Source organism: Bordetella genomosp. 5 (assembly GCF_002261315.1).
Classification (GTDB): Bacteria; Pseudomonadota; Gammaproteobacteria; order Burkholderiales; family Burkholderiaceae_B; genus Bordetella.
On sequence record NZ_NEVP01000012.1, the window covers coordinates 139,686 to 153,395 of the forward strand.

At 69.1% G+C, this 13,710-nt stretch carries 14 protein-coding genes; 12 read left to right on the top strand and 2 right to left on the bottom strand.

The features are described from left to right. The first annotated feature begins 64 nt into the window (after positions 1 to 64). From moaC to CAL25_RS20790, 5 genes are read left to right on the top strand one after another with little or no spacing between them, the layout of a single operon-like run. Complete coding sequence (moaC, locus tag CAL25_RS20770; protein WP_094803534.1) at positions 65 to 577, top strand: cyclic pyranopterin monophosphate synthase MoaC; 513 nt, start codon at positions 65 to 67, stop codon at positions 575 to 577. Next, the gene (locus CAL25_RS20775) at positions 558 to 809 is read left to right on the top strand and encodes a MoaD/ThiS family protein (protein ID WP_094803536.1); all 252 of its coding nucleotides are present in this window, start codon (positions 558 to 560) and stop codon (positions 807 to 809) included. Before moaC ends, CAL25_RS20775 begins: the two co-directional genes overlap by 20 nt. Before the next feature lies 1 nt (position 810). Then, a complete protein-coding gene (locus tag CAL25_RS20780; protein ID WP_094803538.1) occupies positions 811 to 1,287 on the top strand; it encodes a molybdenum cofactor biosynthesis protein MoaE in 477 nt (158 codons plus the stop codon). After that, on the top strand, positions 1,287 to 1,808 hold the full coding sequence (gene moaB, locus CAL25_RS20785; protein WP_094803540.1) for a molybdenum cofactor biosynthesis protein B: 522 nt from the start codon (positions 1,287 to 1,289) through the stop codon (positions 1,806 to 1,808). Before CAL25_RS20780 ends, moaB begins: the two co-directional genes overlap by 1 nt. Before the next feature lie 2 nt (positions 1,809 to 1,810). After that, on the top strand, positions 1,811 to 3,013 hold the full coding sequence (locus tag CAL25_RS20790) for a molybdopterin molybdotransferase MoeA (protein WP_094803542.1): 1,203 nt from the start codon (positions 1,811 to 1,813) through the stop codon (positions 3,011 to 3,013). 54 nt (positions 3,014 to 3,067) lie between these two features. Here CAL25_RS20790 and moaA read toward each other — a convergent pair whose 3' ends face one another. Continuing rightward, positions 3,068 to 4,165 carry a GTP 3',8-cyclase MoaA gene (moaA, locus tag CAL25_RS20795; RefSeq protein WP_094803544.1) on the bottom strand — a complete coding sequence of 366 codons (1,098 nt, stop codon included), beginning with the start codon at positions 4,163 to 4,165 and terminating at the stop codon, positions 3,068 to 3,070. Between the two features lie 44 nt (positions 4,166 to 4,209). Beyond that, positions 4,210 to 5,304, bottom strand: a complete 1,095-nt coding sequence (locus tag CAL25_RS20800; RefSeq protein WP_094803921.1) for a substrate-binding domain-containing protein — start codon at positions 5,302 to 5,304, stop codon at positions 4,210 to 4,212. 234 nt (positions 5,305 to 5,538) lie between these two features. Between CAL25_RS20800 and CAL25_RS20805 the strand changes: the two genes are divergently transcribed. The 7 genes from CAL25_RS20805 to CAL25_RS20835 all read left to right on the top strand — a co-directional run bounded on the left by CAL25_RS20805 (position 5,539) and on the right by CAL25_RS20835 (position 13,705). Next, complete coding sequence (locus CAL25_RS20805; RefSeq protein ID WP_094803546.1) at positions 5,539 to 6,093, top strand: formate dehydrogenase subunit gamma; 555 nt, start codon at positions 5,539 to 5,541, stop codon at positions 6,091 to 6,093. Further along, the gene (locus tag CAL25_RS20810) at positions 6,090 to 7,682 is read left to right on the top strand and encodes an NADH-ubiquinone oxidoreductase-F iron-sulfur binding region domain-containing protein (RefSeq protein WP_094803548.1); all 1,593 of its coding nucleotides are present in this window, start codon (positions 6,090 to 6,092) and stop codon (positions 7,680 to 7,682) included. The genes CAL25_RS20805 and CAL25_RS20810 overlap by 4 nt, the downstream gene beginning before the upstream one ends. 17 nt (positions 7,683 to 7,699) lie before the next feature. Then, positions 7,700 to 10,576, top strand: a complete 2,877-nt coding sequence (gene fdhF, locus CAL25_RS20815) for a formate dehydrogenase subunit alpha (RefSeq protein ID WP_094803550.1) — start codon at positions 7,700 to 7,702, stop codon at positions 10,574 to 10,576. 21 nt (positions 10,577 to 10,597) lie between these two features. After that, entirely contained in the window at positions 10,598 to 11,431 is an 834-nt protein-coding gene (gene fdhD / locus CAL25_RS20820) for a formate dehydrogenase accessory sulfurtransferase FdhD (RefSeq protein ID WP_094803552.1), read from the top strand. An 18-nt stretch (positions 11,432 to 11,449) separates the two neighbouring features. After that, positions 11,450 to 11,707, top strand: coding sequence for a formate dehydrogenase subunit delta (locus CAL25_RS20825; RefSeq protein WP_094803554.1), 258 nt, complete (start codon positions 11,450 to 11,452; stop codon positions 11,705 to 11,707). Positions 11,708 to 11,949: 242 nt separating this feature from the next. Then, positions 11,950 to 13,071 carry a methyltransferase gene (locus CAL25_RS20830; protein WP_094803556.1) on the top strand — a complete coding sequence of 374 codons (1,122 nt, stop codon included), beginning with the start codon at positions 11,950 to 11,952 and terminating at the stop codon, positions 13,069 to 13,071. A 208-nt stretch (positions 13,072 to 13,279) separates the two neighbouring features. Continuing rightward, the gene (locus tag CAL25_RS20835) at positions 13,280 to 13,705 is read left to right on the top strand and encodes a universal stress protein (protein WP_094803558.1); all 426 of its coding nucleotides are present in this window, start codon (positions 13,280 to 13,282) and stop codon (positions 13,703 to 13,705) included. The last annotated feature ends 5 nt before the right edge of the window (positions 13,706 to 13,710 follow it).

Below are 13,710 nucleotides of genomic sequence, written 5' to 3' on the forward strand. Positions count from 1 at the left end.
GGCGAGCGCGTACCCGCCCGGGCCGGTACGCTTGCAATCCTTAACCATTCCGAAGGTCCCGTTCATGTCCGGTTCTTCTTCCGGCGCAGGCGCCGACGCCCTGCCCGCCCTCAGCCACCTCGACGAAGACGGGCAGGTCCGCATGGTCGACGTGGTCGCCAAAACCGACACCGAGCGCGTCGCCATCGCCGCCGCCAGCGTGCGCATGAACGCGCACGCCTATGGGCTGCTCACCGCGCCCGGTCAGGGCAAGGGCGAAGTGCTCAACACCGCGCGCGTGGCCGCCATCCTGGCCGCCAAACGCTGCGCCGAGCTGATCCCGTTGTGCCACAGCCTGCCGCTCGCGTTCGTGGGCGTGGAGTTCTCGCTCGACGACGCCGCGCATCGCATCGATATCCGCGCCACCTGCCGCACCCAATACAAAACCGGTGTCGAGATGGAAGCCATGACCGCGTGCAGCGTGGCCGCGCTCACCATCTACGACATGTGCAAGGCCGCCGACAAGGCGATCGTGATCGAGCAGGTTCGCCTGCAATACAAGGCCGGAGGTAAGAGCGGTGAATGGCGCAACGATTGATCTGCTGTATTTCGCGCGCATCGCCGAGCTGACCGGCAAGCGCAGCGAGGTCTGGCCGCTCGCAGGCCCCACGACGGGCACGCAGTTGCTGGCCGCGCTCACCGAGCGCTACCCTCAGCTCGGCCAGACCCGCCGGCTCAAGCTCGCCATCAACCAGACGCACGCCAAGCCCGACGCCGTGATCGCGCCGGGCGACGAAGTGGCGGTCTTCGAACCCGTGACCGGGGGCTAGCATGATCTACGTGCAGGAAGCCGATTTCGACGAAGCCGAGCTGAAGCAGCGATTGCTCGAGGCGGCCGGCAATGCCGGCGCCGTGGTCACGTTCACGGGCTACGTGCGCGACTTCGCCCCCGGGCAGCCCACCGACGCCCTGTTTCTCGAACACTATCCCGGCATGTGCGAGCGCGAGCTCGAGGACATCGCACGGAGCGCGCGCGAGCGCTGGCCGCTGGCGGCCACGCTGGTCATGCATCGCGTGGGCCGGCTGGAGCTGGGCGCGCGCATCGTGTTCGTGGGCGTGGCAAGCGCCCACCGTGGCGACGCCTTCCGCGGTTGCGAATTCATCATCGACGCCCTGAAGACCCGCGCGCCCTTCTGGAAGCGCGAGGCCCTGGCGTCCGGCGAGACCTTCTGGGTCGAGCAGCGCGCCGCCGACGCCGAACGCACCGAATCCTGGCAAGACGAACCGACGCATCCCAAGGAACGCTGATGGATACCGACAAGAAAGTATCGCTGGCCTGCGCCGTCCTCACCGTGAGCAACTCCCGCAGCGCGGGCGACGACACGTCCGGCAACATCCTGGTCCATGGTCTCGCCCAGGCCGGCCATCAATGCGTGCGCCGCGACATCGTGGGTCACGACCGCTACGCGATCCGCCGCATCCTGAGCGAATGGATCGCCGACCCCGAGGTGCAGGTCATCATGACCAACGGCGGCACGGGTTTCGCCGAACGCGACTGCACGCCGGAAGCGGTGCGGGTGTTGTTCGATCGCGAGATCGATGGCTTCGGCGAGCTGTTCCGCCAGATCTCCTACACCGAAATCGGCAGTTCGGCGCTGCAGTCGCGCGCCATCGCCGGCTATGCCAACAACACCGTGATCTTCTGCATTCCGGGCTCCAACGATGCCTGCCAGACCGCCTGGGACGGCATCATCCGCGAGCAGCTCGACAGCGATCACAAGCCCTGCAATTTCGCGGCGCCCCTGCGCCGCCGCAACACCGAGGAATAAGCATGCTCGAGTTCGAACAGGCCCAGGCGCAATTGCTCGAGGCCGCCGGGCCCGTTGCCGAGACCGAGCTGTTGCCGCTCGCGCGACTGGCCGGCCGCGTGCTGGCCGAATCGGTGTGCGCCACGCTCGACCTGCCGCCGGCCGACAACAGCGAGATGGACGGTTACGCCGTGCGCCACGCCGACCTCGCCGCCGGCAAACCGCTGCCCATCCAGCAACGCGTCTATGCCGGCGACGCGCCGCAGCCCGCGCTGCCCGGCCAGGCGACCCGGCTTTTCACCGGCAGTCTCATTCCGCCCGGCGCCGACACCGTCATCATGCAGGAGAACACCCGCGAGACCGACGGCCAGGTCGAGATCACCGGTGAAGCCAGGCTCGGCCAGCACGTGCGCAAGCGCGCCGAAGACACCCAGGCGGGCCAGATCGTGCTCGAGGCAGGCATCGTGCTGGGCGCGGCTCACATCGCGTTGCTGGCCTCGCAGGGTCTGGCGCAGGCCCGCGTGTTCCGGCGCGTGCGCGTGGGCGTACTCACCACCGGCGACGAGCTCGTCGCCCCCGGCCAGACGCGCACCGAAGCGCAGATCTACAACTCCAATGCCCCAATGCTCGCAAGCCTCGTCGAAGGCATCGGCGCCGATGTCGTGCATGTGCTGCATGCGCGCGACGACGAAGCCGACACGCGCGAAGCCTTGCAGACGCTGCTGCGCGACTGCGATCTGGTCCTGAGCACCGGCGGCGTGTCGGTCGGTGAGCGCGACCTGGTCAAGCCCGCGCTCGAGGCGCTGGGCGGCACGCTCACGCTCTGGAAGGTGCGCATGAAGCCGGGCAAGCCGGTGGCGCTGGCTCACGTGGACGGCAAGCCGGTGGTATCGCTGCCGGGCAATCCGGTGTCGAGCTTTGCGGTATTCATGGTGCTGGTCTCGCCGCTCGTGCGACGCATGCAGGGCCGCGCGGTCACGCTGCCGCAGGTGTCGCGCGCGGTGCTGCGCCTGCCGGCTCCACGCACCGAAAGCCGCGAGGAGTTCGTGCGCGTGCAGCGTCGCGAAACCGATACCGGCGCCGAGCTCGAGCTGTATCGCACGCAGGCATCGAACATCGTCAGCTCGCTGCCCTGGAGCACCGGGCTTGCGCGCCTGCCTGCGGGTCAGACGCTGAACGACGGCGACGTGGTGCGTTACTACGACCTCGCGCACTGGCTGTCGTAATCGCCCGCGGCCGCCGCGATGGCGGGCGCCGGAAACGGCGGCCGGGCGTCCGGCTCAGCCGCCGATGTAGCTCATCTCGATGCGGCCGTCGGCGTCGGCCGGGCCCTGCATCGTGCGGCTTTCGGAGTAGTTGTCGGCGCGCGGGCGCCAGATGCCGGAGATCACGCGCTGAATGCGGGTATCGTCGGCGCCGCCGCGCACCAGATCGCGCAGATCGTAGCCGCCGGTGGAGAACAGGCAAAGGTACAGCTTGCCCTCGGGCGAGAGCCGCGCGCGCGTGCACCCTTCGCAGAAGGCCTCGGTCACGCTGGAGATCACGCCGATCTCACCCGCCCCGTCGGCATAACGCCAGCGCTGTGCCACCCGGCCCATGGCCGGCTCGGTACAGGGCTCGAGCGGATAATGCTCGGCGATCGTGCGGATCACCTCGGCGCTCGGCACCACTTCGGTCAGGTTCCAGCCGTTGGTGCTGCCGACGTCCATGTACTCGATGAAGCGCAGGACATGACCGCTGCCGCGGAAGCGCCGCGCCATGGGCAGGATCTGGTCGTCGTTCAGGCCGCGACGCACCACCATATTGACCTTGACGGGCGTGAGGCCCGCATCGGCCGCGGCATCGATGCCGCGCAGGACATCATCGGGGGTCACGCGGCTGTCGCTCATCGTGGCGAAGCGCGCCGCATCCAGCGCGTCGAGACTGACGGTGACGCGTTTCAGGCCGGCGTCGGCCAGCGCGCGCGCCTTGCGGGCGAGCAGGCTGCCGTTGGTGGTGAGCGTGAGATCGAGCGGCTCGCCCTGCGGCGTGCGCAGGGCCGACAGCATGCCGATCAGGGTCTCGATGTTTTTGCGCAGCAGCGGCTCGCCACCCGTGAGACGGATCTTTTCGGTGCCCAGCTGCACGAACAGACGCGCCAGGCGCTCGATCTCTTCGAACGACAGCAGCGACGAATGCGGCATGAAGGCGTAGTCGCTGTCGAATACCTCGCGCGGCATGCAGTAGGTGCAGCGGAAGTTGCAGCGGTCCGTGACGGAGATGCGCAGATCGCGCAGCGGGCGCCCGCGCGTGTCGCGCACGGGTTTGCCCCCCAGGGGCAGATCGGCCTCGGGCAGGCGCGGCGTGCGCAGATCGGTCAGGTGAATCACGGCATTCATAGGTTTCATCATAGCGCCAGCGGCGGGAGAGCGCGCCGATACCCCTACGCCCCGAAGAAGGCCTCCCGGACGGTCTGGATCTGGCCGGTCTCGCGGGCGTCGTAACCCACCAGCTCGGCCACGCAACGCAGAAAGCCGGCGCTGCGCAGGAAACGCAGAAACTCCTGCATCGCCGGGCTCTCCAGCGCACTCTTGCGGATGGCGAAAAAATAGCGCTCCTGGACCAGCGGAATGAAGTCCAGCCCGAAGCGGCGCGCCGCCGTCTCGACGCCCACGCCCGTATCGGCCATGCCGCTGGCGATGTGCGCCGCGATCGCCATGTGCGTGAACTCATTGGTCTGGAAGCCCTGCACGGCGTCGGCCGCGATCCCGGCCCGCTGCAGCATCAGATGCACCAGAAAACGCGTGCTGGATCCCGGCTGGCGGTTGACGAAGCGGATGTCTGGTCGCGCCAGGTCGGCCACGCCCAGCACCTGCTTGGGATTGCCCGCCACGGCGAACAGCCCCGTGCTGCGCACGGCCAGGTGGATGAGCAGGTGCTCGTCGTCGTGCAGCCATTGCGCGTAATTGGCATAGATGCCGCGCTCGAATTCGCCCAGCGGGATCTGGAAGCCGGCGAGATCGCAATCGCCGCGCTCGAGCGAAGCGAGCGCCTCCACCGCCGTGCGATAACGCAACTCCAACGCGGGCTCACGCTGCCCCCAGTGCTGCATCAGCGCCTCGACGGCGAAACCGTGGCTGGCGTGCAGACGCAGATGCGGTCGCGCCTGGGTCTGCAGGCGCTCCAGCTCTTCCTGGAGCTCGGAGGCGAGGCTGTCGAGCGTGGGCATCAGCCGCGCCGCGATGCGGCGATTGGCCCAGAGCAGGCGCTCGGCAAACGGCGAAAGCTGCGTGCCCTGACGCCGGCGCGTGACGATGAGCGCGGTGCCGAACAGCGCCTCGAAGCGCCGCAGCACGCCCCAGCCGTGCCGGTACGACAGTCCGCACGCCTTGCAGGCGCCCGCGATGTGCCCGGTGGCGTCGATGGCGGCCAGCATCGCCAGCAGCTCCTGTAGCGACAGGCCGTCGCCCGGCGCCTCGCCATCGGCGCCTTCGAGGGTCCAGTGCGGGCGCAGCCCGATGCGAAAGTTATATGTCATTTCATGCATATTGAAGGGCACGACGAACGCGCATAGAGTAGCGCCAAACCCGGGGCGAAATTTGAAAAAACCCTTGTGTGGCTTGATGTTGCGCTGCACACAAGGGCTACACCCGACGAGCCCCGACAAGGAGACGGCCGACAGCCGACGCACTTATATGTTCTGTTTTGCATATAAGGCGCCGGGCGCCGGTATTACGAAGGCCGCCCCCAGCGCGGCCACGAGGAGACAGTCATGGCCCAATCCCCGGCCAAAGCGAATCTCGCCTCCAGCGCCGGCGCGCGTGGCGGCGACCTGGCGCACGACCGTGCCGCCCAGGCCTCGCCCGCCATCGCCGCCGCCGCGCGCATCGCGACGGCGCATCTGCACGAGCCCGGCTGCCTGTTGCCGATCCTGCATGCCGCGCAGGACGAACTGGGCTGTATTCCGCCCGAGACGGTTCAGACCATCGCCGAGATCCTGAATCTGTCGCGGGCCGAAGTGCACGGTGTGATCACGTTTTATCCGCACTTTCGCAGCGAGCCGGCGGCGCGCCACGTGGTGCAGCTCTGTCGCGCGGAGGCCTGTCAGGCCATGGGCGCCGACGCCCTCGCCGGCCATGCCCGCGCCCGTCTCGGCTGCGATTTCCACGAGCACAGCGCCGATGGCGCGGTCACGCTCGAGCCGGTGTACTGCCTGGGCCTGTGCGCCCAGTCGCCCGCCATGCTGATCGACGGCCGGCCCCACGCCCGGGTCACGCCGCAGCGCTTCGACCGTCTGCTGGGCCGCGCGCTCGAGGAGTCCGCATGAACGCCCCCATCGTCACCCCGCGCAACGAGCCGCCGCTGGTGCGGGTGTATGTGCCGCGCGACGCGGCCGCGCTGGCGCTCGACGCCGACGCGATTGCCGACGACATCGCCCGCCGCGCCGACGCGCTCGGACGGCCCATCGATATCGTGCGCAACGGCTCGCGCGGCCTGCTCTGGCTCGAGCCGCTGGTGGAGATCGCCACGCCGGCCGGCCGCGTGGCGTATGGGCCGGTGCAGCTCGAGGATCTGGACAGTCTGTTCGCCTGTGGCTGGCTCGACGGCGCGGCGCACCCGCTGTGCCATGGGCCCACCGAGGCGATCCCCTATCTCGCGCGCCAGGAGCGCTTGACCTTCGAACGCGTGGGCGTGACCGATCCGCTGTCGATCCCGGATTACGCCGCGCATGGCGGCCTGGCGGGCCTGGAGCGGGCACTGACGATGAGCGCCGACGCCATCGTGCAGGAAGTGGTCGACTCCGGCCTGCGCGGGCGCGGCGGCGCCGCCTTCCCGACCGGCATCAAGTGGAAGACCGTGCTCGCCGCGGCCGGCTCGCGCAAATACATCGTGTGCAATGCCGACGAGGGCGACTCCGGCACCTACGCCGACCGCCTGCTGTTGGAGGGCGATCCCTACGCGCTCATCGAGGGCATGACCATCGCCGGCCTGGGCGTGGGCGCGACGCAGGGCTACATCTATGTGCGCTCGGAGTATCCGCAGGCGATCGCCACGCTGCGCGAGGCCATCCGGCGCGCGCGCGAGGTGGGCTGGCTCGGCGTGGACATCCACGGCAGCGGGCGGGCCTTCGACATGGAAGTGCGGGTCGGCGCCGGCGCCTATATCTGCGGCGAAGAGACCTCGTTGCTCGAAAGCCTCGAAGGCAAGCGGGGCGTGGTGCGAGCCAAGCCGCCGCTGCCCGCGGTGCAGGGCCTGTTCGGCAAGCCCACGGTGATCAACAACGTGATATCGCTCGCCACCGTGCCGACGATCCTGGCGCGCGGCGCGACCTACTACCGCGAATTCGGCGTGGGCCGCTCGCACGGCACACTGCCGTTCCAGCTCGCGGGCAACCTGAAGCATGGCGGCCTGGTCGAGAAGGCCTTCGGGCTGACGCTGCGCGAGTTGCTCTACGACTTCGGCGGTGGCTCGGCCAGCGGCCGGCCGCTCAAGGCCGTGCAGGTCGGCGGCCCGCTCGGCGCCTACCTGCCCGAGTCGCAATGGGACGAGCCGCTCGATTACGAAGGTTATGCGCGCATCTCGGCCATGATCGGACACGGCGGCCTGGTGGCTTTCGACGACACCGTCGACATGGCGCACATGGCCCGCTACGCCATGGAATTCTGCGCGATCGAGTCCTGTGGCAAGTGCACGCCCTGTCGCATCGGCTCGACCCGCGGGGTCGAGACGATCGACCGCATCATCGCGGGCGGCGCGGCACGCGAGCAGCAGGTCGTGCTGCTGCGCGACCTGTGCGACACCATGCTGGGCGGCTCGCTCTGCGCCCTCGGCGGCATGGCGCCGTTCCCGGTGCTGTCTGCGCTGGACCACTTCCCCGCCGACTTCGGCCTGACCCGCACGGCCCAGCCCGCCTGATTCTTCGGAGACCGCTCATGTTCGAAACCGTGATCAAGCGCGAACGCGACCTCGGCACGCCGGCCCGCACCGCCACCGACTTCGTGACCCTGACCATCGACGGCCAGGAGATCCAGGTGCCCGAAGGCACCTCGGTCATGCGCGCGGCCGCCGAGGCCGGCATCAACATCCCCAAGCTGTGCGCCACCGACAGCCTCGAGCCGTTCGGCTCGTGCCGGCTCTGCCTGGTGCAGATCGAGGGGCGGCGTGGCTATCCCGCCTCGTGCACCACGCCCGCCGAGAACGGCATGGTGGTGTACACCGAAACGCCCAAGTTGCACGACCTGCGCCGCGGCGTGATGGAGCTCTACATCTCGGATCACCCGCTCGACTGCCTGACCTGCGCGGCGAACGGCGACTGCGAGCTGCAGGACATGGCGGGCGTGGTGGGCCTGCGCAACGTGCGCTACGGCACCGACGGCGCCAACCACATCCACGCCGCGCAGGACGAGTCCAATCCTTACTTCACCTACGACCCGGCCAAGTGCATCGTCTGCAACCGCTGCGTGCGCGCCTGCGAAGAAACCCAGGGCACGTTCGCGCTGACGATCTCGGGCAAAGGCTTCGAATCGCGCGTGTCGCCGGGCCAGGACCAGCCCTTCATGGAAAGCGAGTGCGTGTCGTGCGGCGCCTGCGTGCAGGCCTGTCCGACCGCCACGCTGCAGGAAAAGACCGTCATCATGATGGGCCAGGCCGAGCATTCGGTGATCACCACCTGCGCCTATTGCGGCGTGGGCTGCGGCTTCAAGGCAGAAATGAAGGGGCAGGAACTGGTGCGCATGGTGCCCTGGAAAGACGGCCAGGCCAATCGCGGCCACTCCTGTGTGAAGGGCCGCTTCGCCTGGGGCTACGCGACCCACAAGGAGCGCGTGCTCAAGCCCATGATCCGCAAGCGCATCACCGATCCGTGGCAAGAGGTCCCGTGGGACGAGGCCATCCAGTACGCGGCGAGCGAGTTCCGCCGGATCCAGGGCGAGCATGGCAAGGGCGCGGTGGGCGGCATCACCTCCTCGCGCTGCACCAACGAAGAGACCTGGCTGGTGCAGAAGCTCGTGCGCGCGGCCTTCAACACCAACAACGTCGACACCTGTGCGCGCGTGTGCCATTCGCCTACCGGCTACGGCCTGAAGCAGACGCTGGGCGAGTCCGCAGGCACGCAGACCTTCGACTCCGTGATGCATACCGACGTGGTGATCGTGATGGGCGCGAATCCCAGCAGCGGGCATCCGGTGTTCGCGTCGCGCCTGAAGCGGCGGCTGCGTCAGGGCGCGCGCCTGATCGTGATCGATCCGCGCCGCATCGAACTGGTGAGCTCGCCGCACATCAAGGCCGACTACCATCTGCAGGTGCGGCCCGGCACCAACACCGCGCTGCTGACCTCGCTGGCGCATGTGATCGTGACCGAGGGTCTGGTCGACCAAAGTTTCGTGGCCGAGCGCTGCGAAACCAAGGCATACGAGCAGTGGGCGGCCTTCGCGGCCTTGCCCGAAAACTCGCCCGAAGCCATGCAGGAGATCACCGGCGTGCCCGCCGCCGCGGTGCGCGGCGCGGCCCGGCTTTACGCCGGCGGCGGCAACGGCGCCATCTATTACGGCCTGGGCGTCACGGAACACAGCCAGGGTTCGACCACCGTGATGGCGATCGCGAACCTGGCCATGGCCACCGGCAACATCGGACGCGAGGGCGTGGGCGTGAACCCCCTGCGCGGCCAGAACAACGTGCAAGGCTCGTGCGACATGGGCTCCTTCCCGCACGAGCTGCCGGGCTATCGCCACATTTCCGACGACATCACGCGCCATCAGTTCGAGGCCGACTGGGGCGTCACGCTGCAACCCGAACCGGGGCTGCGCATTCCGAACATGTTCGAGGCGGCGCTGGCGGGATCCTTCAAGGGTCTGTACTGCCAGGGCGAGGACATCGTGCAGTCCGATCCCAACACCCAGCACGTGGCCGCCGCGCTCTCGGCCATGGAATGCATCGTGGTGCAGGACCTGTTCCTCAACGAGACCGCCAAGTACGCGCACGTCTTCCTGCCGGGCTCGTCGTTCCTCGAGAAAGACGGCACCTTCACCAACGCCGAACGCCGCATCTCGCGCGTCCGCAAGGTGATGGAGCCCAAGAACGGCAAAGCCGACTGGGAAGTCACGGCGGCGCTGTCGAACGCGCTCGGCTACCCCATGAACTACACGCACCCGAGCGAGATCATGGACGAGATCGCGCGCCTCACGCCGACCTTCACCGGAGTGAGCTACGCCAAGCTCGACCAGCACGGCAGCCTGCAATGGCCGTGCAACGACGCGGCGCCCGAGGGCACGCCCATCATGCATATCGACGAGTTCGTGCGCGGCAAGGGCCGGTTCATGATCACCCGCTACGTGCCGACCGACGAACGCAGCACGCGGCGCTTCCCGCTGCTGCTCACCACGGGCCGCATCCTGTCGCAGTACAACGTGGGCGCCCAGACCCGCCGCACGCCGAATGTGATGTGGCACGGCGAGGACGTGCTCGAGATCCACCCCCGGGACGCCGAGGACCGCGGCGTGGCCGAAGGCGACTGGGTCGGCATCCAGAGCCGGGCCGGCGAAACGGTGCTGCGCGCCACCCTGACCGACCGGGTGCAGCCGGGCGTGGTATACACCACGTTCCACTTCCCCGAATCGGGCGCGAACGTGGTCACCACCGACAACTCGGACTGGGCGACCAACTGCCCCGAGTACAAGGTGACCGCCGTGCAGGTGACGCGCGTGTCGCAGCCTTCCGAGTGGCAGCGCCGCTGGTCGCGCGATGCCGATCTGCAACAGCAGCTGCTGGCCGGACGCACGCGCGAGAATGCCGACGCCCTGGCGGGGAAATAACCCCTACCGGAAGCCACCGCCATGGATTGCCAAGTCCCCCGCCCCACGCCCGACTGGTCCGTCAGCGCCGACACGCAGGTCGTGCGGATCCGCGCCGGCCAGCTTGCCCCCGCCGCGCAGACGGACCATGTGGCCGAGGAAACGCCGGTCGCGCTCGAGTACAACGGCATCAGCCACGCCACCATGCTGGCCACGCCGTCCGACCTCGAAGACTTCGCGCTCGGCTTCTCGCTGACCGAGGGCATCGTGGGCAGCGCGAGCGACGTGCGCGGCATCGACCTGGACCCGCGGCCCGACGGCATCGTGGTGCAGCTCGAAATCGCCAGCGCGTGCCTGGCGCGCCTGAAAGAGCGCCGCCGCGCCATGTCCGGCCGCACGGGCTGCGGCCTGTGCGGCGTCGAGACCCTGCCCGAAGTGCTGCGGCCGGTGCCGCCCCTGCCCGACGGCGAGCCGTTCGCGGTGCAGCTGCTGCTCGACGCGATGCGCGCCCTGCGCCCGCACCAGCGTCTGCACGATGTCACCGGCGCCACCCACGCGGCCGGCTGGGCCGATGCGCAGGGCCAGATCCAGCTGGTGCGCGAAGACGTGGGCCGCCACAACGCGCTGGACAAGCTCATCGGCGCGCTGGCCCGCGCCGGCCTGCCCGCCGCCACGGGCCTGGCCCTGGTGTCGAGCCGCGCGAGCTTCGAGATGGTGCAGAAGACCGCGTCCGCGCGCATCGGCGTGCTGGCCGCCGTATCGGCGCCCACCGCGCTCGCGATCCGCCTGGCGCAGCAGTCCAACCTGACCCTGGTCGGCTTTGCCCGCAATGCCGACGCCACCCTGTACAGCCACCCGGAGCGCATCCGGGCCTGATCCCGCGCGAGACGTCTCATGGACCCCGTCAACCTGATCCGCATGGCCAACCGCATCGGCGATTTCTTCGATGCGTATCCCGATCGCGCCGAAGGCGTCGAGGGCGTGGCCAACCACATCCAGAAGTTCTGGGAGCCGCGCATGCGCACCGAACTGCTGGACTGGATCGGGCGGCATCCGGACGGACAGGGCGAGGTGCCCCTGCATCCCCTCGTGCTTGCGGCGATCCAGGCCGACCCGGCGCGCTTCGCGCCACGGGTGGCGGCCACGGCCTAGCAGCAACGCCTCACCGATCCGGATCGGACGCTTCTTGCGGCCGGCCACCTGGGTGATCTCGGCGGCGGGCATTTATCTGCACCAGATGTGGATGCTCTGGCTGGGCTCGGGCGTGATCGGCGGTATCGGCCTCGGCCCGGGCTATCCGAAACTGCTACATTGCGAGGCTCTGCCCGGACTTTCTTCGCCATGCCCCGATTCCCTCACGCCTTTGCCGCCCGCCCCTTTTCGAGGAGCGCGCGATGAGCCTCGAGTACGCCACCTGGACCGAAGACGGCGCCGAGCGCCGGGCACGCTGGCAATCGGAGAGCGGGGCGCCCGTGCCGCGCCGCCTCGAATGCGTCGACGACACACTCACCGCCGATCTCGCCTATCGCATGACGAGCGAAGGCATCGGCCTGGTGTGGCGCGGCGACTTCCAGAACGCCCGTCAGCTGTTGCAAGCCATCACGCGCCGCGTCGACAAGCGCCGCGTCAAGCCGGCCGACACCCTGCTCGATGCCTTCAACCAGCATCGCATGCGGCAGGCGCAACGTGCCCGCACGCTCGGCCTGCTGCTGATCGAAGTGCAGCCCGGCGATCACATCCCGCTGCGGCGCGCCCCCGACGTGGCCCAGGCCTGCGCGCAGGCGCACGGCACGGCCGACGAGCCCTATCTGATTTCGTTGCGCGAACTGCAGGGCCTGATCGGCGCCTACGAATGGCGCCGCAACGGCGTGCCCATCGCGGCCCTGGGCGGCGCGACGCTGCATCCGTATTACGGCGTGTTCTCGCCGGTGCGCGGTGAATACATCGATCTGGTCGCGCGCGCGCCCTTGCCGGCCGGCGCCGCCACCGCGCTCGACCTGGGTTCCGGCACGGGCGTGCTGGCGGCGGTGCTGGCGCGGCGCGGTCTGCAGGTGCTGGCGGTCGATCAGGATCCGCGTGCCCTGGCCTGCACGCGCGACAATCTCCAGCGTCTGGGCCTGCAGAACAAGGTCGAGGTGCGCGCGAGCGATCTGTATCCCGATGCCCGCTTCGATCTGGTCGTGTGCAACCCGCCGTGGCTGCCGGCGCGGCCCAGTTCGCCGATCGAAGCCGCCATCTACGACCCCGACAGCCGCATGCTGCGGGGCTTTCTGGCCGGCCTGGGCGCGCACCTGACGCCCGCGGGCGAAGGCTGGCTCGTCATGTCGAACCTCGCCGAACGCATCGGCCTGCGCGCGCCCGAGGCACTCGCGGGCTGGATCGCCGAGGCGGGACTGCGCGTGGTGGCGCGGCACGACACCCGGCCGACGCACAAGCGCGCGCTGGATCCGACCGATCCGCTGCACGCCGCGCGCTCGGGCGAGATCACCACGCTGTGGCGGCTGGCCGCGGCCTGAGCGCCGCGCTGCATCGACGTCACACCAGACCCGCGCGACACCGCCATCCGCGTCCGGTCGCGCGGTGCGCGCTGCCGGGCGGCGCCACCGCGTCGCCCCTGATTGATCCCGCGCAGCGCGGGCTTCCTCCTCATGCTTTAAAGTATTTGTCAGGTTGGTCGCCTGCGGGCGGTCCCGGCCACGCCCCCCACCAGCTGAGGAGAGTCCTATGAAAGACATCGTGATTCCGGTCGATGGTTCGGAGCATGCGCTGCACGCCCTGCGCGTGGTGCTAGACCGCCACCTTTATCCCGCCCAGACCACCGTGCATCTGGTGACCGTGCTGCCCACCCTGGTGCGCCAGGGCCTGCATCTGGGCCTCACGCAGGAAGACATCGACACCTACCAGCGCGAAGAGGCCGAGTTCGCCTTCGAGGACGCGGTGGCCGTGCTGAAGGCCGCCGGCCAACCCTACGACGTGCATCAGGAGATCGGCCCGGTCGCGGAGAGCATCGTGCGCCGCGCCGAAACGCTGGATGCGGGCGAGATCGTAATGGGCACGCGCGGCCTGGGCGGCATTCCCGCCATCATGCTGGGATCGATCGCGACCAAGGTGCTGCATCTGAGCCCGGTGCCCGTCACGCTGGTGAAGTAGCGCGG